Below are 22,577 nucleotides of genomic sequence, written 5' to 3' on the forward strand. Positions count from 1 at the left end.
ATATTTTACTTCTGAAATCTTTATAAATATACAATAAATTCTTAAGTTTTCCTAAAGAATAGGAAAAGGATAATAGATTTTACTCTGTTATCCTTAGAATTTAACTTATCCTCTTAATTTAATAGACTTTTCTATTATGATATCTAGTAACTCGCTGAAGTTTATATTAACCCCTGCTGCACTTTTGGGAATTAATGAATTTTTAGTCATTCCAGGTAATGTATTTACCTCTAAAATATATGGTATTCCATTTTTTATTATCATATCTACTCTAGAGTAAACAGAGCATTTTAGAGCCTTATAAGTTTCAAGCGCCATTTTCTCTACTTCTTTATGCAGTTCTTTCTCTAGCTCTATTACAAACTCATCTGCTCCACCATCTGTGTACTTAGATGTATAATCAAAAAATGCTGACTTAGGTTTAATAGCTATTATTGGTAGAAGTTTTCCATCAATAACCGGACAAGTTATTTCATCTCCATTAATGTACTCTTCTATCATTACCTCTTTGTCCCATTTAAGAGCTTCACTTACACAATTTTCAATCTCATCTTTTGAATTAACTACAAAAGTTGCTACAGATGATCCTCCACTATTAGGTTTTACAACTACAGGATAAGTGTACTCTTCTATTAACTTATAATCTATCTCATCAATTGACATTACAGTGTACCATCTTGCAGTTCTTATATCACATGCTTTAAGTACCTTCTTAGTCATATCCTTATCCATGCAAACAGATGAGCTTAAAAGTCCACATCCTGAATAAGGAATTCCAAGGGTATCAAGAACACCTTGTATTGTTCCATCTTCGCCAAATTTTCCATGAAGTGCAAGTAAAGCAAAATCAATTCCTTTAACCTTATCTATAACATCTTCCTTACTGTCTAAGACAATTGGAACAACTTCATACTTACTTCTATCTAAATTTTCAACTACCGAATTACCACTCTTTAAAGAAATATCTCTTTCTGAAGATACTCCCCCCATTATAACTCCAACTTTCATATAATTTTCCCTCCGCATAATAACTGAAATCTTTGTTTATTATATCACTTTAATTATGCAATTTGAAGTTTATTAAAATCAATTTATATCATATATGTCCGAAAACTCCATATTTATTTTTTCATACTTTTCTTCAATATTTTTTTTATGAAAATTTTCTTTTACATCTTTAACTCTTCTATCTGGTAATCTAACTATAAACTCGCTTCCTTTATTCAGTTCAGATTTAACATCTATTTTTCCACCTTGTAACTCGACCAAAAGCTTAACTAAATATAGCCCTATACCAGTCCCCTCATGGTCTCTTGCTAGTGATTTGTCTACTTGAAGAAATCTCTCAAAAATAACATCAACTTTTTCCTTAGGTATCCCTCTACCATTGTCTCTTACATGTATATAAATATATCCATCCTTTTTTTCTTTAATATTAATATATATATTCCCACCAAAATCTGTGAACTTAATGGCATTGGATAAAAGATTCAACATTATCCTCTCTATTTTATCTGGATCACAAGCAATCATTTTTTCTTCCGTGAACGTATCAAATGTTATACTTATTCCTTTATATGAAGCATGTTCTACAACTGCTAATGTAATATCTTCTAATATTTTTATTATTTCATAATTTCCTATATTAACATTGAAGTAACCAGAATCAATTTTTGTAATATCTATTAAATTATTTACTACTCTTAGTAATCTATAGCAATTTTGTTTCATCATTTTACTATACTTAATAAATTGAGTTTTGGAATAATCAAGATTATTTTTATATATGCCCATGACCTGAATTGCAGAAAAAATCACATTAATTGGGGTTCTTAGCTCATGAGATATATTGGCAAAAAATTCAGTCTTAATTTTATCATATTGTTTTATTTCATCTAACAATCTCTTGCTTTTTTCTTTCTCCATTTCTAATTTTACTATCTTATTTCTTTCCGTTATATCTCTAGCTAAACATAAAATTCCGGAGATATTCCCATCATCTTCACAAATTGGAGAGTAGTTAATTTCAAAGTACACTTTTTCTCCATCTTTTATTGTACATATAGCTTGTCTTTGAGGAGATCTATTTTTCTTTATACTTTCCATTAAGTTCTCATTAATCATAAATTCTTTATCAAACACGTCACTTAGGGTATTACCTAGTACATCTTTCTTTTCAGCCTCTAAAAACCTACAAGTTGCTAAGTTTGCATCTACAATCTCTAGTCCTTCAACTTTAACCATATATATTAAATCCGTACATAAATTAAAGATTTTAGAATATCTAGCTTCATTTATAAAACAATCCTGATCTTCCTTATGAAAACTATCACTTATTGTTATAACATCCTCTTTAAAAACAGCCACATATCTATCTTCTCTCTCTATTTTATATATTATCCCACTATAGACCCTTGAATTCTCTTCATGTTTTTTTTTAATTAAAACCGCCCCTTTCCATATATGATAAAGCTCTAAATCATTTTTAATTTTTTTTATTATCTCAAAATTCAAAAACTCAAAATCGCTCTTTTTAAATACATCCCTAATATGCCCTTTACAAGTATTATCTAGTACATTAATACCTTTGTCATTGGCATATGTTATATGAAAATTATTATCCAATTCAATAACTATTGAATCATTAAATTCATTTATATTGTAAACACTTTTATATATTTTTCTCACTTTATACGATTGAAATAATCTTTTTAATAATGTAATCATACTCAGTTCCTTCCTATATACAAACTTGACTTTAAATATTTAGGTTTTTTTCCTTATAGTCTATATTATAGTATTTTATTACATTATTTCCTATATTTTTTGTATGCATTAATCTTTTATTTTATTACAAAATAAAGTCTTTTTAATCGTTTTTCTTCATAAATAATCACAATTATGTATATTATGACAAATAATTGTAATTTTATTGAAAATTCACTGAGTAAATATAAAAAGGTTGTGCCTATAACACAACCTTTTTATTATCTTTATAATAATTACACTTATCATTAATAACACACTCAGAACAATTAGGTTTTCTAGCATAACAACAACGTCTTCCATGGAAAATCAAAAGATGGTGGGCTAAACTCCATTCTTTTTTAGGTAACTCCTTCATTAACTGATTTTCAGTTTCTTGAACATCTTTTGCTTTAGCTAGACCTATTCTATTTGATACCCTAAACACATGTGTATCTACAGCTATAGCTGGAACACCAAAAGCATTAGACAAAACTACATTTGCAGTCTTTCTCCCTGCACCAGCTAAAGAAACTATTTGCTCCATAGTTTTAGGTACTTCTCCATTAAAACTTTCTTTTAACTGCCTACACATTATGTATATATTTTTAGCTTTATTTCTATACAAACCTATCTTTTTTATTCTTTCTTCTATTTCTTCTTGCGTTAAATTAAGAAAGCTATCTAAGTCCGGATACTCTTCAAACATACTCTCTGTTACTTCATTCACTTTTTTATCGGTAGTTTGAGCTGATAGTATAGTTGCTACTAAAAGTTGGAATGGTGACTTATGATTTAATTCGCATGAAGCATCTGGATATTCTTCTTTTAATTTCTCTAATATTTCTCTTGTTTTCTTTTTCATTATATCGCCTCTTTTTTATGAATAAAATCCTCTATATTCTTTAGGTAGCTGCTTAGCTATGCTTGTCATTATAGAGTTTAGTATTCTATTTTCATATTGGTGTTTATCTTCATTTTTCTCTTTCTCTGGAATAGTTATAGTTTCTCCAATTTTTATATTCACATCAGCATGATTCCATTTTTCTTTAGCCATATCCCCATCTTTATTAATAGGCAAAAGTTTTTCACTTCCCCAAATTCCAATAGGAACTATTGGCGCTTTAGTTAGTTTTGCTATTAAAATTATACCTTTTTTCGCCTCTATCATTGATCCAGTTCTGCTTCTAGTTCCTTCTGGAAATATAAAGATATTATCCCCTTCCTTTACAACTTTGATTATATTAGTTAAAGCTTCCTTATCTGCAGAATTGGGCTTTATGTTTATAGTTTTTACTATTTTAGTCCCTAAACTTGTTACTGGATCATTTGACAGTTTTACCCCAGCAATAAAATACGGATCATATCTATCTTTAAGTATTTTACTTAAAATTAGTCCATCTGAGTTACTTAGATGATTGCAAACAAAGATTTTTGAACCACTAACTTTATCAATATTCTCCTGTCCCATTATGTGTATATTAGCGTACTTTTTTATATATCCATAAGCAATTCTTTTTGCTAAAGCTATAAATAACCCTTCTGGAAGAATTCTTAATATTTTTGCAAATCTGGTCGATATCATTTTCTATTCTCCTTACTATTTCAACTTAAAAACTGCAAACTCTTACATTTTATTATAACATTATATACTTAATACTTTAATATAAAAAAAAGAGAATGCCAATAATCAATAGCATTCTCTTGCTTTTACATATTTAATTTAATCTATTTTTATTCGTAAAGACCCATAGAAATATATTTTTCTCCTCCATCTGGAGCAACTGTTAATACTTTTTTACCTTTGCCAAGTTTTTTAGCAACTTGTAAAGCTACATATAAGGCTCCACCAGCAGAAATTCCAATTAACACGCCTTCTTTTTCAGCAAATTCTTTTGCTGTTTTAAATGAGTCTTCTTCTGTTACTGAAATTATTTCATCCACAACTGAGCTATCATATATATCTGGAATAAATCCGGCTCCAATTCCTTGGATTTTGTGTGGTCCTGGATTTCCACCTGCTAAAACTGGAGATTTCGCTGGTTCAACTGCTATTATTTGAACGTCAGATTTTTTACTTTTAATATTTTTACCTACTCCAGTAATTGTTCCACCAGTTCCTACTCCTGAAACAAATGCATTTATTTCAGGTAGATCTTTCAATATTTCTTCAGCTGTTGTTGCATAGTGTTTTTCTGGGTTTGCTAAATTTAAGAATTGTTGTGGCATAAAATAGCCAAACTCTTCAACTAATTCAGTAGCTTTTGCTATAGCACCTTTCATACCTTTAGCGCCTTCTGTTAATATTAAATCAGCACCATAAGCTTTTAAAAGATCTCTTCTTTCTTTACTCATTGTTTCTGGCATAGTAATAACTACTTTATATCCTTTTAATTTTCCTATTAGAGCTAAGGCTATTCCTGTATTACCAGAGGTTGGTTCAACCAAAGTATCACCAGCTTTTATTAATCCTAGTTCTTCTGCTTTTTCAATCATTCCTAAAGCAGCTCTGTCCTTAACACTTCCCCCTAAGTTAAATTTCTCTAATTTAACATAAACCTCTGCTGAATTTTCATCAACTAAACTATTTACTTTTAGTATAGGTGTATTTCCTACTAATTCTAATGCACTGTTATAAATCATAATTTTCCCTCCATAATAATATATATTTATATCTTTTTATTTTACTACTAATAAAAAAAATCTCAATCTCAATTATAAATAAAGAGACGAGATATCCCGCGGTTCCACTCTAATTAGACAATAATGCCTCAGCTTTTAAACACTCTCGTGTTTTGTCATTATAACGGCTGACTCCCGGATAACCCTACTATAAATTTCAGGTATCAGCTCAAAAGTGCACTTCTCAAAAACTTTAGTAAAGACTTTCCACCACCGTCTTCTCTCTTAAACTAACCTATTTATGATACTCTACTTTATCATCGCTAAAATTCCCACTAATCTGATATGGTTTGTATAATATAATTATATTCTATTAAAATTAAAAGTCAATATGTTTTTATAAAAACTATTCTAATATTTATAAAACTTAAAAGACTATGAACTTATTAAATTCATAGTCTTTTAATATATTAAACATTTTTCTTTGATTTTTTTCTCCATGCTGGAAGTAATATTTCATCTACAACATCGTGAGTTAATACGACTCCTAACAACCTATTTTCTTCGTCCAAAACTGGAATAGATAAAAGATCGTATTTAGTTACCTTATCCACAAGTTCAGATAAAGATTCCTTATAATTTGCAGTTTGAATTTTATCATTCATTATATCTTTTAATTTAACATCAGAATCATTCATAACTAAATCTTTTAAAGAAACACTCCCCAAAAGCCTTTCTTCGCTATCTATAATGTAAACTGAATACATAACCTCTTCATCCGGTTCTGTTTCTTTAAATATTTCAATAGTCTCTTTTACAGATATATCTATATTTAATGCAATAAAGTCCTTATTCATTATACTACCTGCTGTTTCATCTTCATAAGATAGTAACTCTTTAACCTCATCTGCATCTTCTTTTTCTAGGTTGAATAGGATTTTTTCTCTAGATTCATCATCTAACTCGTCTAAAATATCTGCTATTTCATCGTTAGGTAGATTCTCTAAAATCTCAGCTTGTTTTAACTCTGAGAGTTCTTTAATTGCTGTACCTTTATATTCTGGTTCCATTTCTTCCAATGTATCCGCTACTAAATCCTCATCTAACGTTTCAAATATCTTTCTTCTATTCTTAGAGTCCAAAGTCTCTAAGATATCTGCTAAATCTGCTGGATGTAGAGTAGACAGTTTTTTATATGGTACAGAAATTTGTAAAGAATCCTTAATTAATTCTAGAGACTCAACATCATCCCACATAATGACTTGATCTTCCATTTCTTTCTTCATAAACTTTGTAATAATCCTTGCTACTGATTCTAATCCTTTTCTTCTATATAAGGCTGAAGAACCAGTTTCAACAGCTATTACTCTATACTCTCCAGCTATCTCTGCAATTCTTAAGTCATTAACCCTAACTACCTTTTTACCATTAACATCCACTATGCTTTTATCTAGCAAGTTTTGTGATAATAAAAAGCTATAACTTCTAGGAAGTATTTCCTTACTTCCTTTAGTTTTTATTAAAACCTTGTTAGAGTCATTTAGATAAAATTCTATTGTTCTGAATTCATATTCATACATAACACTGCCTCTTTTTACCCTATAACCAATTGCTCTTGGATATCCCTCTTCAGCAGTTACATAAACATCTTTTAGTACACCTAAAACATCTCCAAATTCATCATAAACCTTTCTATCTATTATGGAACTATAAAGAAATACGTTTAGTTTTATCATATCCATTCCTCCTTATTTAGTTTTTCCTTTTTGAAGGAATGGATTCAGTTAAAGAAAATTTAAGAGAACCATACCTTCAAGCTTTTGTAAAATCATCAAATTATTATACGTATCACCTTGAGGTCCAGCCTCCATCTTTTCTTTCACCACCTTAAAATTTAAAAAATAAAAAGAGCCTAAAAGGCTCTAAAATTCAATTAAAGATATTAACTTTAATTCTGAGTTTTAGCACTACAAAGCTTAAGAGTTAATTCTCTAGCTACATTAGGTAATACCTTCTTTCGATAATACCTCCTGACCCGTTGGCATCTCTCGATGTTTCTGGGCAGTAGCGTGTGTCTATGTAGGAGCCTCACAAAAATATAATATTTAATTCCCTACTTTATTATATTCTTTTCTTCTAAAAAAGCAACTAAAAACTTTTCATTTCATTGCTTTAAAGTTGATAATCTTTAACTTCTTGTGTTATTATATATTAATTATAAAACTTAAAACGAAAGGTAGTTTAATTAATGAATTTACATAAGAAATTTTTACCTGTTTCTACGGAAGATTTAAAGAAAAATAATATAAAACAATTAGATTTTATTATAGTTACTGGAGATGCCTATGTTGATCACCCTTCTTTTGGTACTGCTATTATCGGAAGAACCCTCGAATCCCAAGGTTACTCTGTAGGGATAATCCCTCAACCTAAATGGAATAATGCTGATGATTTTAAAAAATTAGGTAGACCTAAATACGGTTTCTTAGTTAATTCAGGTAATATAGATTCTATGGTTAATCATTATACTGCTGCCAAAAGAAAAAGAAGTGATGATTTTTATTCCCCTGGTGGTAAATCTGGATATAGACCTGATAGAGCTGTAATTGTTTATTGTAATAGAATTAGAGAGGCTTTTAAGGATATACCAATTGTAATAGGTGGTATTGAGGCTTCACTTAGAAGATTTGCTCATTATGACTATTGGGACAATAAGGTTAGAAGAAGCATACTATTAGATTCTAAGGCTAATCTTCTTATATACGGAATGGGAGAAAAAACTATAATTCAAATAGCAGATTTACTTAGCTATGGAATGGATATCTCTAAAATAAATGATGTTAAAGGAACCTGCTATTTAACTAAGGATATTTCTAACTTAAGAAATTATGTTGAAACACCTTCTTTCGAAGACTGTGCTAGCAATAAGTCTGCTTATGGGGAAAGTTACAAACTTGAATCTCTAGAACAAGATCCTATTAGAGGAAAAACTATAGTTCAACCTCACGGGGATAGATATTTAGTTCAAAATCCTCCTCAGCTTCCTTTAACTCAAGAAGAGATGGATTTAACATATAATCTTCCTTTTACAAGAATACCACATCCAATGTATGACTCCTTAGGCGGTATTCCTGCTATAACTGAGGTTAAGTTCTCTATAACTTCTCATAGAGGATGTTATGGTTCTTGCTCCTTTTGCGCCTTAACTTTCCACCAAGGAAGAATCATTCAAAACAGAAGTGGAGACTCTATTGTAGATGAAGCGAAACTTCTTACTACTTTAGATGACTTCAAAGGATATATCCATGATATTGGAGGACCTACTGCTAATTTTAGACATAAGTCCTGTAAACTTCAAGAAGAACATGGAACATGTAAAAACAAACAATGTATGTTCCCAAAACCATGTAAGAATTTAATTGTTGATCATAAAGAATACTTAGGAGTCCTAAGAAAAGTTAGAAATTTACCTGGAATGAAAAAGGTATTTATTCGTTCAGGAATAAGATATGATTATTTAATAGAAGACAAAAATGGTGAGTTTTTTAAAGAATTGTGTGAACATCATATAAGTGGTCAGCTAAAAGTTGCTCCTGAACACGTATCTCCAAGAGTATTAACTCAAATGGGAAAACCAGGCAGAGATGTTTATGACAAGTTCGTTAATAAATATTTTAGTATAAATAAAGCTATTGGTAAAAAGCAATTTTTAGTTCCTTATTTAATGAGCTCTCATCCTGGTTCTGACTTAAATGCAGCTATAGAATTAGCTCTTTATGTAAAAGAAATGGGATATAACCCTGAACAAATTCAAGATTTCTACCCAACTCCTGGCTCACTTTCTACAACAATATACTATACAGGGGTAAATCCATTAACTGGTGAGAAAGTTTATACACCTAAAACTCAAGAAGAAAAAGATATGCAAAGAGCTCTTATTCAATATAGGGTTCCTAAAAATTATAAATTAGTAAAAAATGCTTTAATAAAAGCTGGAAGAGAAGATTTAATAGGAAATGGTCCAAAGTATCTAATTCCACCAGTTCCACCTAAAAACCCTATAAAAAAGAAATCTATAAAAAGATAACTAAAAAACAGTATGATCTTATTTTATATAATTAAATCATACTGTTTTTTTCTAATTAATTTTCCGGCTTCTATACATTGCATAAATAAATAAAATAACTATCATCAGTTCTGATATTAATGGATAGGGGAATACACTTATTTCAGCCATATATGCAACATTTTCTATAATCATTACTAGAGTAGAAAATAGTAATAAAATAAACGGCACCTTTAATGTATATCTATACCCCATATAAATTATCATAACTACTGTTAACATAACTAATATTGCTATAAAAACAATCCTATATAAGAAATCATTAACTAATATTATCTTATATCCATATATTTTATCTACTTTTACAATAGATTTTATAAATACCATGGCTATAACAAAACTTATGCTCATTAAAAACATATAAAGATATGCCCACTTAAATTCTAATCCTTCTTTTCTTAGAAAAATATAAAGACTTATCAGAATTAAAAATATATCCACCAAATTACTTACAAAAACTAATGGTTTTAAATAATTTATATAACCTTGAGTTACAGCCAAAGACATATAAAATTGTACTCCAAATGAAACCATACCTAAAACACTAGCTATTAAAACATAACTCTTGAGTTTTTTAGGACAATATTTCTTTAAAGACGTTAATATGCCACAAAATGAAAAAATTATAAGTAACAATATAAAATAGTGTAAGAACTCTCTTCTCATAAACACCCCTAACACTTATTAATGCTACTTATAATTATTAAACTAATTGCTATTTTATGCCTAAAACTTTTATTCCTTCATTAATACATCTTATTCTTAAAGGAAAATCAGGACCTTTTTCACCGTCTATATCAGTAACTATATCTTCGTCAGAATAAACCATTAAATCATTAGTCTTAAAATAAAGTACATTGTTGTTATCTAAATGTTCTCCTTTTAACACGTTTATAAAAAGTGGTATTAACTCTTTTATAGGTGTAGCTTTAAACATGATAACATCTAAAAATCCATCCATAACATCTGCCCTAGTAGCAAGCTTGAAATTACCAGCAGTTTGTCCATTAAATACCAATAATAAATACATATGCCCATCATATTCAGCTTCTTTTGATTTCAAATTTACTTTAAGTTTTCTGAAATTAGGCAATTGCTCTAGCCCCTTTAAATAGTAAGCTAACTTACCTATAGTATTTTTTAAATTTACATCCGTTTTCTGAGAAACATCTGTAAATAATCCAGTACTTGCTACATTGACAAAATACTTATCATTTATTTGACCAATATCTACACCTTTAGGTTCAGATGACAATATTTGCCTTACACAAGTGCTTACATCATGAGGCATGCCTAAAAATTTTGCAAAATCATTTGCAGTTCCTACTGGTAATACTCCAATAGGAATATTTATATTTCTATTTTTCATTGCATTAACTAGAGAATCGACAGTTCCATCTCCACCAGCTACCAATATATAGTAATAGGAATCATCTATTTCATCTAAAGCTTCCTCTATAGTTACTCCCTTTTCTATTCTAAATGGCAAAACTTGATATCCAAATTCTTGATGAATTGAAATTACTTTGTCTAATTCTGAAAGAATAATATTTTCTCCTGAAAAGGGATTATAAATAAATTTTACCTTTTTCATGAAGTTCCCTCCTCTTATATTTCCAATAGAATCAAAAGAATTATAACACTATTACCAAATGTTGTCGAGTATACTGGTTCTAAAATCCAAATATTAGATATTTTGTATGTTTTAAATTTATAATTCTTTTTATTTTATCCATTTATTTATATTGTATTACAAAGTATTAATATATTCACTTTCAAATTATGTAAATAACCTTATATTTGTCTTAAATTTATCTTTTATAGTGATTTACCTCTTAATTTTTCTAGATTTATAGAGTATAATATCCATGGTATTGATATTTTAAAATTTTTAGGAGTGATCATATGAGAAAAAGCAGTATACCTAACATATTTACATTTGCTAATCTTGGTTTTGGCGTATTATCATTATTAGCTACATATAATAATAATTATTCTTTTGCCGCTATATTCATTATAATTGCAGGCTTAGTAGATAGATATGATGGAAGAATTGCTCGTTTTCTTCAAGTATCATCTGAATTAGGTAAAGAATTAGACTCTTTAGCTGATTTAGTTTCATTTGGTGTTGCACCTGCATTTTTAACTTTTGTAATGTATGATTTTCAAAATTTAGGTCCTGTTGGCTTAATTGGATACATGTTAGTTATTATATTCCCAGTTTGTGGTGCTTTTAGATTAGCAAGATATAATTTATCTACTTTTGATGGAGTGTTTACAGGAATCCCTATAACTATAGCTGGATCAGTAATTGCATTATTTGATTTAATTACTGTTAATTCCCCTAGTGCTCAAATTATTCCTATAATCTTTATGATAGCACTTTCTTATCTGATGATTAGTACTTTTAAGTTAAAAAAACTTTAATAAGTTATAAAAAAATGTGTTTTTCTTTTGAAAAACACATTTTTTATATGTTTAAGTATTGTCTCCAATATCTTCAAGGAATCCTAATGGAAAACTGTCAGTATTCTCAACATTTACATCAATATCTATTCTTCCTGGTCCTTTTCTTCTTATATTTTCTCCTGGTCCAATTCCTCTTGTGTTATTTTGAAATAATAACTCATTATCTATTTCGGTTAATATCAAGTCCTTTTCAGTTTTTACTATTAATACGTCACTTTTTAATCTAACGTAATTCAAATAAGTATTTTGACAACATTCTAAAATATCTATTAAATCATCTATCAAGTCTCCAACTTTATCTACTCTCTTTAACGCGTCTTTTACTTCTTTCTTTTTTGCTAGAGCAATTCCATTTAATTCGCCTGCTCCACCTATAAGTAATCTATATGAATTAACGTATTTTTCTAATAAAAAAACTAAATTAGTTAGCTCTGAATAATATGAGCTCATAATTTTATTATATCCCATACCATCACCCTTACAACTGCTTTCATTCAATTATATTACTAAGCTATCTGTTTCATGCAACATAAAAATAGCAAATAGTAACAATGACATATATAGCTACTAGTATACATCCTTCAAACCAATATGTTTTTCCATCCACAAAAACTATATAGCTCATTATTACCGCTATAAATAACATTACCATCTGTATTGATGAAAAAATCATATTCATATTTATCCCTAAAAAATATCCAAAAGTAATTAACACTGGTGTTGCAAACAATGCTATTTGTATCGACGATCCTATAGCTATTTCTAGTGATGCATTTACTTTATTTTTTATCGCACACATTATTGCTGAAATATTCTCTCCTATATTTCCAAGTATAGGTAAGAGTATTATTCCTATAAACTCAGGCGAAATGTTTTTTTCTTCTGTAAACAAACTTATGTTAGTTATCAACTTTTCCGAAATGAAATACAATAAAAGTGAAATGATTATTATATATCCTAAATTTTTATAGGAATCTTGCCATCTTATTTCCTCTATTTCCTCATCTATATCTCCTAATACAAATAAATTTTTATGAGTATATAGCGAAAATATTAATCCTAAAAGATATATACCTATTAATATTATTGAAATTTTAAAACCTATTGAATTTAAAGTAGTTTCACTTAAACTAGTATAATTGCTAATTGAAAATATAATTGTGAAAGAAGCCATTGCTAAAAGGAGCATATTAAAGTTAGTTTTTGCAATATTTTTATTAAATTTTTGCTCTTTATATTTAATACCACCTAATATAACCGAGATACCTAAAACCAAAAGCATGTTATTAATTATAGATCCTATAAGAGCTGCCTTTGCCATAGATATAAGTCCAACTTTTATAGACCATACCCCCATCATTATTTCTGGCATATTACCTATGGTTGCTGCAATTAATCCTCCTTTTTTCTCTCCAATAGTGCTTGAAAGGTCTGACGTAATATTTCCGAGCCTTATAGCTAATGGTATTATTGCTAAAGAAAATATAATTATATTTAAAATATAATTATTTAAATTCAAAAACAATGTAATGATTGGAAATGTAAATATCATAATATTATATAAGTTTTTTTTCTTTAAGTAATTTATATACATCTTCTGTCTCACTCCTTAATCCTTACTTCCTAATCATATGTATTTTTTATTTCTTCATATAATAAAGTATTCATTTGTTTATCCATTGTTACTTCTATCTAAATAAGACCATCTAGAAAATTCTAGATGGTCTTTTCTTTACCTTATAGATATTTTTTTATCTTCATCACATGTAATAACTATGGTATTATCATCCTTAGTTTTAGTATTTAAAATAACTTTTCTTCCCCAAAGTTCTTGGATATATTTTAATGTTTCTTTTGCATAACTTATTTCAAGCTCTCTTCCATCAAAAACATGTTCTATGGTCAATGTTCCATCTTTAGTATTGTAATCTAAAACTCTTATATATGGAATTGACCCTACTCCAGTATGGTGTGCTAAGAGATCTCTAATACTCTTCCACCCAATTTCATCTGGAACATTCTCAATAACATAATCAAAACCTTTTTTCCCATATTCAAACAGATTTAATTCTCTACATAAATCCTCTGTTAAATATCTTCTTATAAAGGATGCATCTCTTTCCAATGCTCTTACTTCAAAAATCTTGTCTCTACCATAAGCTTCATCTATTGCTTGAAACATTTTAAATCCAATATAATATGGATTTAATCCACCTACCATAGGTGCAACAACATCATTATGCCTTTTTAGAAATTCTAAGTGTAGTCCTTGAGGTAAGTCTAGTTCTTTTAGTATATTGTAATGCCAAAAACTTGCCCATCCCTCATTCATTGTCTTAGTCTCTATCTGTGGCATAAAATACTCTGTTTCTCTCTTGACTATTTTCAATATAGTTCTTTCCCATTCTTGTAAATCACCATATTGTATCAAAAATCCCATAAGGTCATCTTCAGGTTCTAATGGAATTTTACTTATATTAGGTATATCTATTTTTACGTCTAAATCCAATATACCCTTATTCTCAACTTTTTTATTATAGTCATCTATTAAGGCTTTTTGAGCGTCTTGCCTACTAACTGTCTTCTCACCTATAACTCTAGAAATCTGAAATCTAATAGCATGAGCTGCATCTATTATTCTTTCAACTTTTTCATATCCTATTGATGGATGACTAATAAATCCTCTTATGGTTTCAGCGTCTATTTTAAACATTTCTATTGTATAATTAGCTTTAGTTCCTTCTTTAAACAGTCTATTATTCTTAAAAAAGTCATTGTGCCCGTATACATGAGCCATAGTCAGAATTTGAAGGAGTAAAGTATTTTCTCTCATGAGATATCCTAAGCAAGGATTAGAATTAATAACCATCTCATATGCAAGACCTGTTAAGTTTAATGAATATAAAGTTTTTGTCTTTTCATAGGACTTTCCAAAACTCCAATGTGGGTATCTAGATGGCATTCCAACATACGCCTCATACCCAATCATATCATTATGGCCTATTACATCAAATTCTTGTGGATAATAATCTAATCCTAATTCACTTGCTTTCTTTTCTATAATTTCATTCCATTTTTCTAAATCTCTTAAGTTATAATCCATAAGATTCCTCCTTAAGCTCCTTCTTTAACATAAGTTTTAAAGCCTGCCATAAATCCTTTTTCTCTTTTACTAATACAGATAAAAAATTTTTTCTATTTATCTCCTTTTCAAACCTATAATACATAGTTGTAGAATAAGTGGATGGTAATAATTCAGCATATCCAACCATATTAGATATATCACTTAATTCATTAACTGCTTTTATAGCTCGCTCATTATCTTCACTCCAGTTATCACCATCAGATGCATAAAAGGGATATATATTCCACATATCTGGCGGATATTTTTCATTTATCAACTGAAGTGCTAGATTGAGTCCAGAGGAAATATAAGTTCCTCCTGATTCTGCTTTATGGAAAAATTCATATTCATTAACCCTTTTAGCAGATGTGGTATGAGAAATAAATTCAAATGCAATATTATTATATTTTCTTCTTATAAATCTAGAAAGAACAAAGAAGAAGCTTCTAGCTAAGTATTTTTTAGCTACATCCATAGATCCTGATACATCCATTATGAATATCAATACTGCATTACTCTCTTTTTTAGGTTTTTTCTTAACTCTATAATATCTTAAGTCCTCTTCCCTAAATGGAAATCTTTCCATTTCTCCATTTTCGCCTAATTCTCTTAGTGCTCTTTTTTTTCCTTGCTGCCTAGCAATTTTAGAAACAACTGTCTTTTTTTTAGCTAATCTAGGATTTATACCATATCTTTGATATCCTCTTTTTCTTCCAGCACTTTCTGTAATTATTTCTGAATATTTCTTTCTATCAAGATTTGGCAAATCTAAATCTTCTATAATATAGTCAAGGAGTTCTTCTAAAGTAATCTCAGTTTCATATACATCTTCCCCTTCACCATTTCCTGCTTTTCCACTTCCACTTTTCCCTTTACCTGAGCCATCATCCTGTCCTACTTTTTGTCCTCTTTTCTCCTGTCCATTCCCTGTTGCTACACCTTTATTGTTTTTTCCATATATAAATTGATATTCTTTTATCCCTCTAATAGGTATTTTAAATTTCTTATTTTTACTTTCCCCTATAATACTTTCTTCAGATAGAATATCTCCTAAATTCTCTTTTATAGATTTCTCAACTAATTGTCGATGTCTTCTTCTATCTTCTATAGCTCTATCATGTTCAACTGGTGTCTCAGCATTATCTCTAAATATTGCACACATTATATCAGTCCTTCCATAGGTTGTTTGCTGCGTATTTTAGTACAACATCACAGCAATGTGCACAATATCCATTAGATTTCATTTCTTCAACCATAGAACTATACTTCTCATCTTGCTCCCTATCTCTAACCCTAGATTTAGTTATTATTCTAGATAAGTCTTTAACTGATGCCATTAATTTCTTTTCTATAGCTTCTTTTAACGGCTCATAAGAAGTGTAATCTATTTTTCCACCATTTCTCACTACATAGAACATATAAGAAGTTACATCTGATCTAAATCCTTTAGCTGAAGCATCTGATATAGATATTTGTTCTTCTATATTTCTCATAAATCCTTCATCTGGATTTAATTCCTCTCCAGTTGCTAAATCTTTAAGTTTACTCTTATTAACATAGGCCTCCGCATTATCTATATAGTTATTAAACAAGCTTTCTGCCTGTTCTCTAAATGAATGTATAAATGCCTTAGTTATTTCTTTTTCTAATGTTTTGTTATATTCCTTTCTTATATTATCTTGAATATAACCTAATAATCTCTTTTTCTCTTCTTGAGAAACATCCATTTCTTTTACAGACTTAATCATACTCTCCATAATTGATAGTGGATTTATACAATTATGCTCTGAATTTGATAATGCATTATCAATAGCCTTAACTATAAATCTTGTCGATATTCCCTTCATACCTTCCATAGGACCAGCTTCTTCTCTAAGTTCGCCTATGTCAATTCTCTTAGTACTTCCCTTCTCTACTATATCTTCGCCATTGTATATTTTCAACTTAGTTATAGGATCAACCTTAGCAGAAGGTGTTAATCTAGACAATATTGCAAACATAGCAGCCATTTCTATTGTATGTGGTGCAATATGAGCTCTAAAGTTACTCTTTCTTAATATTTTTTCATATATCTTTACTTCCTCATTTAGTTCTAAGCAGTAAGGAACCTCTATCTTAACAATTCTGTCTAATATAGCTTCATTAGTATGATCTGATTTAAACTTATTCCACTCAGCTTCGTTTGAGTGAGCTATTATAAGTCCATCAAAATATATCATTGAGCCCTTTCCTGGTGATGGTACAGACTTTTCTTGTGTTGCTGTTATAATTGTGTGTAAATATTCAACATCATTTTTGAATACTTCTATAAATTCTACCATACCTCTATTTCCAACATTAAAAGCTCCATTTAGTGAGAATATTCTTGGATCATCCTCTGGATACATATCCATTTTAGATATATCTACTGATCCTGTTAAAATAGATGTATCCTGATTATTTGGATCTACAGGTGGTACTACCCCTACACCTTTTCTGCTTCTAATAGAAAAATCTTTAGTTACTACAGGAAACTCCTCATATTTACCTTTAAATTCGTTTATCAATCTGTACTTACATACAGGACATAGATCCCCTTCAATTTGTACTCCTAAGTTGTCTTCAAAGTCCTTTCTAAGGTGTTTAGGAATTAAATGAAGAGGTTCTTCTTGCATTGGACATCCATCTAACACATATATTGGATCAGCTGTTTCTAAAGCATTTTTTAAAGATTCAACCAAAGACGACTTACCAGCTCCTACTGGTCCTACTAAATACAATACTTGTCTTGCTTCTTCGCCTTTCATTGATGCTGAATTTAAATAATTCATAAGTTTCATAACAACCCTATCAATTCCAAAAAAGCTATCTTTAAAAAAGTTGAATCTTTTTATTCCTTCACTTCCATATAACTTTTTTATTCTAGGATTATCTTCTGGCTTTAAAATCTCAAATCCTTGATTTAGGATTATATCATACATTCTTTTATGAGCCAATTTAGCTATATCTGGATTCTCTTTAACCAATTCCAAATAATCTAGAAATGTTCCCTGAAACTTTTTCTTATTATGCTTTTCTCTATCACTTTGTATCATTTCTTTGAAGTTCATAAGACATCCCCTCCTTTGTTTAAATATATTCACCTATATAAACATCTTATTACAAAAAATTTTTATAAAATAATCGCACAAAACAAAAACACCTTATAAACTAACGTTTATAAGGTGTTTTATTTATTTATCTAGTAACTCATATAAAACCTGAGTACCCTTATTTTCTTTTTTATCTTCCACTAATTCATCATATAAAGATTTTGCAAGTTCAAGACCTATTAACTTTAATCCCATATCTTCTGCCTCTTCTAAAGCTATCTTCATATCTTTAACAAAATGTTTAACATAAAATCCTGGCTCAAAATCTCCCTTAATCATCCTTGGAGCTAAATTACTTAATGACCAGCTTGCAGCAGCTCCTCCTCCTATAGTCATTAAAACTTTTTCTGGGTCTAATCCTGCTCTTTTAGCATAAACCATAGCTTCACAAACACCTATCATATTAGATGCAATAGCTATCTGATTACTCATCTTTGTATGTTGACCAGCTCCTGCTTCCCCTAATAAGTTTACGCTAGTTCCCATAAGTTTAAACAATGGTGAAACTCTTTCAAAAACCTCTTTTTCTCCACCTACCATTATAGTTAATTTTCCATCTCTTGCCCCTATATCTCCGCCCGAGACTGGAGCATCTAATGCAAATATACCTTTTGCTTTAGCTTCATTAAAAATCCTTTGAGCTAAACTTGGTTTAGAAGTTGTCATGTCAATTACTATAGTACCTTTTTTACAATTATTTAATATTCCATCTTCTCTAAAATAAATATTTTCTACATCATTTGGATATCCAACTATAGTAATAATTACATCCGCATCTTTAGCTAAATCAGCTATACTATCTTTCCATACAGCCCCTTTTTCAACTAAAGTATCTGCACTCTCTTTAGTTCTATTATTAACTAGAAGTTTATATCCTCCATTTAGAATATTACTTGCCATACTTCTTCCCATTACACCAGTGCCAATAAATCCAACAATTAAATCTTTATCCATTTAAATTCTCCTTTTTGATAAGTTTATTTCTTAATTCTCTCAACGTATTATTTGATTCATTAGTTATATACTCAGGATAACCTAAATATTCTAAAAGTTTTATTGCATTGCTTTTAGTTCCAATACCTGTTTTAACTTTATAATCAAATATCAATCCTTTTTCCTTACTTACATCATCTTCAAAATGGTAGAAGTTATATATTCCTTCAAATGATTGAGTTATTTCTATATCATGAGTAGATATTAGACATAACATATCTTCTTTGTGAAAATACTTAAGTAATGCCCTTGATGCGCTTATCCTATCTAATGGATTCGTACCTCTAAATATCTCATCAATAAAACAAATTATATTTTTACCTTGTTTGTGCTGCTCAATAATATTTAAAATAGCTTTTGCCTCTCCTAGATAATAGCTTGTATTATTAAATATATCTTCTTTAGGATTAAGCGAAGTCATAATATAAAATAAATCTCCTTCATAACTTCTAGCTGTACATGTATAAATAGTTTGTGCGAACAAGCAGTTAAGAGCAATCATTTTGAGAAAAGTTGATTTTCCTGACATATTACTGCCTGTTATTATAGCACCTGTTTTATCAACTTTTATGGAATTAGCTATCGGTTTCTCTAACAATATATGATATCCGTCTTCAATAACAATTTCTTTTTTATCTTTAAAAACAGGCTTTGAATAGTACTCTAAATCTTCTCTTAACGCTGCTATGGAACAATATGCGTCTACTTTTCCTATAAATTTATAAACCTCATATAATCCCTCTCTAAATCTAGGAAGTTTTTTTATAAACTTATAATACTGTCTTTCCTGCAATAGAAAAATTAAAAATACTAAGTCAACTAAGGAATCTATACTATCATTTCTCACCATAAAAAATAGTTCTTTATTTAAATCTCTTACTTTATTATATATTATTTCAGCTTCTTCTCTAAGTTCCTTAAACTCTTCATGTTTTATATTGGAAAGTTTTTTTATAGTCTTCATCATGCTGTTTAAATAAGGTATATTTGCAAGTTCATATTTAGCTTCAACTTCATAATGTATGTATATATTAAATATATATACTGCTGGTATGCCAACTAAGTAAGTAGGATTTAATAAAACTCCTAATATTAAAAATAACACAGGTAAACTACCAATTATAAAATACAATATTTCTTTTAGTTTATTTATCTTCTTATCCTCTAGTAAAAAAGATAAAATTTCTCTTTTCCCTTCTCTATTTAAATCAAAAAATAAATAATTTAACTCGTCTCTTAATTTATTATTATTTTTTATTGAATCGATTAGTTTATCTCTTTTAACCAACTCTTCTTTATTAAATGTAGGAGTATTAATCATATGCATAAGCATACTCTCTCCTGGAGAACTATTAGTTCTATCAATCTGTTTATAAACTTCACTAATCGATAAGTCTTCATAAATTTGTTCAGTCAAATAGAAATCTTCTTTTTCTCGATCTTTTATTATCTTATAATCTTCAATGATTTTCTCCATATTTCTAGACGATTTATGACTTTTGGGCCAATATGAATTTATAATCGCTATCATTTCCTTTTTTCCAAAACCAAACATCCACTCACTCCCCTTAAATTAATGAACTTCTCTTCTATTAACGATATTTAAAATATCTCTACCATAGTTTTTTATTTTCCGCTCCCCAATACCTTGAATTTCTAGTAGTTGTTCAAAACTTTTTGGTTTTCTATTAGCTATTTCAATTAATGTTTTATCACTAAATAATATGTATGGCTTTACATTTTCTAACTTAGCCTTATCTTTTCTATATAGTCTAAGTACTTTAAACAATTCTTCATCCTGACATACAGTAAGCTCTCTTTTTTCTATTTTAAGCATTACTTTCTGAACGCCCTTTAATATCTTTACTGATTGCTCATTAAGCTTTAGAATTGAATAAGTCCCTTCTTTTAATAAAACATATTTCTCTTCAAGTAGTTTATTTATTATATCTTTTATATATCCACTAGAATATTCCTTCATTATTCCAAAAGTAGATATATTAATCAGCTGATTTTGGACTATTTTAGGTCCCCTAACCCCTCGTAAAATATCTACAAGTACAGATATACCATAACTTTCTTTAGTTCTGTATACACATGAAAGTATCTTTTGAGCCTCAAGGGTAAAGTCTATTAGCTCCTCATTATTAAAACAATTTGAACAGCTATTACAATAACTTTTTATATCTTTTTCCCCAAAATAATTTAATATAAAAGACTTGTAGCATCCATCATATTCACATAAAGACAATAACTCATTAAGTTTTCTAAGTTCAATCTCTCTCCTATTAATAAGGCTAGTTGTATTAATCAAATATTCTACTGAATAAATATCCTCTCTAGAATATAGTAAGTTACAATTGCATCTTTCACCGTCTCTTCCACCTCGTCCTATTTCTTGATAATAGCTTTCTATATTTTTAGGAATTGAAAAATGTATTATATTCCTTATATTAGATTTATCTATCCCCATACCAAATGCGTTAGTTGCTATCATAGTATTATAATTGTCCATCAGGAACTCATCTTGATTCCTATTTCTTTCACTATCACTCATACCACCATGATATTTACAAACAGAGAAACCTAAATCTTTTAAATATATGTATAATCCATCAACTTCTTTTTTAGTTAAACAATATATAATTGAACTTTCATCTATATCTCTTATGCAATCTTTTATAAACTCTAATTTATCTATTTCTTTATATATATTTATAATTAAGTTTTCTCTATTAAAACTGCCTATATAAATATATGGATTCCTTAATTCTAAAAGATTAACAGAATCTTCCCTAACTTCTCTTGTTGCAGTTGCTGTAAAAGCTGATATTACAGGATCTGAACTTAAACTTTTAATAAAAGGTGATATGTCTTTGTAACTTTTTCGAAAATCATGTCCCCATTGTGATACACAGTGTGCTTCATCTATCACAACTTGAGAAATCTTTAGGCTATTAAACAGTTTAATAGTATAGTTAGAAGACAATCTTTCTGGAGCTATATATATTATTTTATATTTACCTTTTGTTACATCTATCTCAACTTTTCTAATTTCATCTATACTCATAGAAGAGTTTATATAAATGCTGTCCACTCCAACAGCTCTCAAAGAGTCCACCTGATTTTTCATAAGAGATATTAGCGGAGAAATTACTATGGTTATACCTTCAAAAATAAGCGCAGGAATCTGATAGCATATAGACTTTCCAGCTCCCGTTGGAAGTATTCCAAAAGTATCTCTTCCATTTAATATGTTATTTATTAGTTCCCACTGCCCAGTTCTAAAACTATTATATCCGTAAACCTTATTTAAAACTTCTTCTATCCTATTTTTCTCAAACATACCTTCACCCAACACTAAATT

18 protein-coding genes, 1 riboswitch and 1 other annotated feature are annotated in these 22,577 nt (G+C 29.0%); of the genes, 2 read left to right on the forward strand and 16 right to left on the reverse strand.

Annotated features, from left to right (window positions below; all coding sequences use genetic code 11):
- Positions 1-105: 105 nt before the first annotated feature.
- From L1S49_RS14100 to L1S49_RS14125, 6 genes are all read right to left on the reverse strand, one after another.
- Positions 106-1,008: a D-alanine--D-alanine ligase gene (locus L1S49_RS14100; RefSeq protein ID WP_238905575.1), complete on the reverse strand. Its 903-nt coding sequence runs from the start codon at positions 1,006-1,008 to the stop codon at positions 106-108.
- 78 nt (positions 1,009-1,086) lie between these two features.
- On the reverse strand, positions 1,087-2,727 hold the full coding sequence (locus tag L1S49_RS14105; protein WP_238905583.1) for a PAS domain-containing sensor histidine kinase: 1,641 nt from the start codon (positions 2,725-2,727) through the stop codon (positions 1,087-1,089).
- Positions 2,728-2,968: 241 nt separating this feature from the next.
- Positions 2,969-3,610: an endonuclease III gene (gene nth / locus L1S49_RS14110; RefSeq protein WP_238905585.1), complete on the reverse strand. Its 642-nt coding sequence runs from the start codon at positions 3,608-3,610 to the stop codon at positions 2,969-2,971.
- Positions 3,611-3,625: 15 nt separating this feature from the next.
- Positions 3,626-4,330: a lysophospholipid acyltransferase family protein gene (locus tag L1S49_RS14115; RefSeq protein WP_073020810.1), complete on the reverse strand. Its 705-nt coding sequence runs from the start codon at positions 4,328-4,330 to the stop codon at positions 3,626-3,628.
- 149 nt (positions 4,331-4,479) lie between these two features.
- A complete protein-coding gene (cysK, locus tag L1S49_RS14120; protein WP_073020808.1) occupies positions 4,480-5,388 on the reverse strand; it encodes a cysteine synthase A in 909 nt (302 codons plus the stop codon).
- 79 nt (positions 5,389-5,467) lie between these two features.
- Positions 5,468-5,697: a binding site (T-box leader), on the reverse strand.
- 140 nt (positions 5,698-5,837) lie between these two features.
- A complete protein-coding gene (locus L1S49_RS14125; protein WP_073020807.1) occupies positions 5,838-7,103 on the reverse strand; it encodes a CBS domain-containing protein in 1,266 nt (421 codons plus the stop codon).
- A gap of 205 nt (positions 7,104-7,308) precedes the next feature.
- Positions 7,309-7,474, reverse strand: a riboswitch (M-box (ykoK) riboswitch).
- A 141-nt stretch (positions 7,475-7,615) separates the two neighbouring features.
- Between L1S49_RS14125 and L1S49_RS14130 the strand changes: the two genes are divergently transcribed.
- Positions 7,616-9,454: a YgiQ family radical SAM protein gene (locus L1S49_RS14130; RefSeq protein WP_073020806.1), complete on the forward strand. Its 1,839-nt coding sequence runs from the start codon at positions 7,616-7,618 to the stop codon at positions 9,452-9,454.
- A 51-nt stretch (positions 9,455-9,505) separates the two neighbouring features.
- On the opposite strand, the gene L1S49_RS14135 is transcribed toward L1S49_RS14130, so the two are convergent.
- Complete coding sequence (locus tag L1S49_RS14135) at positions 9,506-10,159, reverse strand: hypothetical protein (protein ID WP_238905587.1); 654 nt, start codon at positions 10,157-10,159, stop codon at positions 9,506-9,508.
- A gap of 49 nt (positions 10,160-10,208) precedes the next feature.
- The gene (locus tag L1S49_RS14140) at positions 10,209-11,087 is read right to left on the reverse strand and encodes a YegS/Rv2252/BmrU family lipid kinase (protein WP_073020804.1); all 879 of its coding nucleotides are present in this window, start codon (positions 11,085-11,087) and stop codon (positions 10,209-10,211) included.
- 311 nt (positions 11,088-11,398) lie between these two features.
- On the opposite strand from L1S49_RS14140, the gene pssA reads away from it, so the two are divergent.
- Positions 11,399-11,920, forward strand: a complete 522-nt coding sequence (gene pssA / locus L1S49_RS14145; RefSeq protein WP_238905589.1) for a CDP-diacylglycerol--serine O-phosphatidyltransferase — start codon at positions 11,399-11,401, stop codon at positions 11,918-11,920.
- A 51-nt stretch (positions 11,921-11,971) separates the two neighbouring features.
- On the opposite strand, the gene L1S49_RS14150 is transcribed toward pssA, so the two are convergent.
- The 8 genes from L1S49_RS14150 to recQ all read right to left on the reverse strand — a co-directional run bounded on the left by L1S49_RS14150 (position 11,972) and on the right by recQ (position 22,556).
- Entirely contained in the window at positions 11,972-12,430 is a 459-nt protein-coding gene (locus tag L1S49_RS14150; RefSeq protein WP_343073980.1) for a hypothetical protein, read from the reverse strand.
- Positions 12,431-12,482: 52 nt separating this feature from the next.
- On the reverse strand, positions 12,483-13,556 hold the full coding sequence (gene cax, locus L1S49_RS14155; RefSeq protein ID WP_238905591.1) for a calcium/proton exchanger: 1,074 nt from the start codon (positions 13,554-13,556) through the stop codon (positions 12,483-12,485).
- A gap of 138 nt (positions 13,557-13,694) precedes the next feature.
- Positions 13,695-15,065: a SpoVR family protein gene (locus L1S49_RS14160; RefSeq protein WP_238905593.1), complete on the reverse strand. Its 1,371-nt coding sequence runs from the start codon at positions 15,063-15,065 to the stop codon at positions 13,695-13,697.
- Entirely contained in the window at positions 15,055-16,248 is a 1,194-nt protein-coding gene (gene yhbH / locus L1S49_RS14165; protein WP_238905595.1) for a sporulation protein YhbH, read from the reverse strand. Before yhbH ends, L1S49_RS14160 begins: the two co-directional genes overlap by 11 nt.
- A gap of 4 nt (positions 16,249-16,252) precedes the next feature.
- Positions 16,253-18,175 (reverse strand): PrkA family serine protein kinase, encoded by a 1,923-nt coding sequence (locus L1S49_RS14170; protein WP_238905598.1) that lies wholly within the window; start codon positions 18,173-18,175, stop codon positions 16,253-16,255.
- 123 nt (positions 18,176-18,298) lie between these two features.
- Positions 18,299-19,171, reverse strand: a complete 873-nt coding sequence (locus L1S49_RS14175; protein ID WP_238905606.1) for an NAD(P)-dependent oxidoreductase — start codon at positions 19,169-19,171, stop codon at positions 18,299-18,301.
- Positions 19,164-20,765: a hypothetical protein gene (locus tag L1S49_RS14180; RefSeq protein ID WP_238905608.1), complete on the reverse strand. Its 1,602-nt coding sequence runs from the start codon at positions 20,763-20,765 to the stop codon at positions 19,164-19,166. Before L1S49_RS14180 ends, L1S49_RS14175 begins: the two co-directional genes overlap by 8 nt.
- Before the next feature lie 18 nt (positions 20,766-20,783).
- Entirely contained in the window at positions 20,784-22,556 is a 1,773-nt protein-coding gene (gene recQ / locus L1S49_RS14185) for a DNA helicase RecQ (RefSeq protein ID WP_238905637.1), read from the reverse strand.
- Positions 22,557-22,577: the final 21 nt, after the last annotated feature.

The sequence above is a fragment of the Clostridium sp. YIM B02506 genome, from assembly GCF_022324845.1.
GTDB lineage: Bacteria > Bacillota > Clostridia > Clostridiales > Clostridiaceae > Clostridium_T > Clostridium_T intestinale.

Excerpts from the sequence above, each read along its gene's own strand:
- L1S49_RS14100 (WP_238905575.1), bottom strand. The coding sequence starts at position 1,008 with ATGAAAGTTGGAGTTATAATGGGGGGAGTATCTTCAGAAAGAGATATT.
- L1S49_RS14105 (WP_238905583.1), bottom strand. The coding sequence starts at position 2,727 with ATGATTACATTATTAAAAAGATTATTTCAATCGTATAAAGTGAGAAAA.
- nth (WP_238905585.1), bottom strand. The coding sequence starts at position 3,610 with ATGAAAAAGAAAACAAGAGAAATATTAGAGAAATTAAAAGAAGAATAT.
- L1S49_RS14115 (WP_073020810.1), bottom strand. The coding sequence starts at position 4,330 with ATGATATCGACCAGATTTGCAAAAATATTAAGAATTCTTCCAGAAGGG.
- cysK (WP_073020808.1), bottom strand. The coding sequence starts at position 5,388 with ATGATTTATAACAGTGCATTAGAATTAGTAGGAAATACACCTATACTA.
- L1S49_RS14125 (WP_073020807.1), bottom strand. The coding sequence starts at position 7,103 with ATGATAAAACTAAACGTATTTCTTTATAGTTCCATAATAGATAGAAAG.
- L1S49_RS14130 (WP_073020806.1), top strand. The coding sequence starts at position 7,616 with ATGAATTTACATAAGAAATTTTTACCTGTTTCTACGGAAGATTTAAAG.
- L1S49_RS14135 (WP_238905587.1), bottom strand. The coding sequence starts at position 10,159 with ATGAGAAGAGAGTTCTTACACTATTTTATATTGTTACTTATAATTTTT.
- L1S49_RS14140 (WP_073020804.1), bottom strand. The coding sequence starts at position 11,087 with ATGAAAAAGGTAAAATTTATTTATAATCCCTTTTCAGGAGAAAATATT.
- pssA (WP_238905589.1), top strand. The coding sequence starts at position 11,399 with ATGAGAAAAAGCAGTATACCTAACATATTTACATTTGCTAATCTTGGT.
- L1S49_RS14150 (WP_343073980.1), bottom strand. The coding sequence starts at position 12,430 with ATGGGATATAATAAAATTATGAGCTCATATTATTCAGAGCTAACTAAT.
- cax (WP_238905591.1), bottom strand. The coding sequence starts at position 13,556 with ATGTATATAAATTACTTAAAGAAAAAAAACTTATATAATATTATGATA.
- L1S49_RS14160 (WP_238905593.1), bottom strand. The coding sequence starts at position 15,065 with ATGGATTATAACTTAAGAGATTTAGAAAAATGGAATGAAATTATAGAA.
- yhbH (WP_238905595.1), bottom strand. The coding sequence starts at position 16,248 with ATGTGTGCAATATTTAGAGATAATGCTGAGACACCAGTTGAACATGAT.
- L1S49_RS14170 (WP_238905598.1), bottom strand. The coding sequence starts at position 18,175 with ATGAACTTCAAAGAAATGATACAAAGTGATAGAGAAAAGCATAATAAG.
- L1S49_RS14175 (WP_238905606.1), bottom strand. The coding sequence starts at position 19,171 with ATGGATAAAGATTTAATTGTTGGATTTATTGGCACTGGTGTAATGGGA.
- L1S49_RS14180 (WP_238905608.1), bottom strand. The coding sequence starts at position 20,765 with ATGTTTGGTTTTGGAAAAAAGGAAATGATAGCGATTATAAATTCATAT.
- recQ (WP_238905637.1), bottom strand. The coding sequence starts at position 22,556 with ATGTTTGAGAAAAATAGGATAGAAGAAGTTTTAAATAAGGTTTACGGA.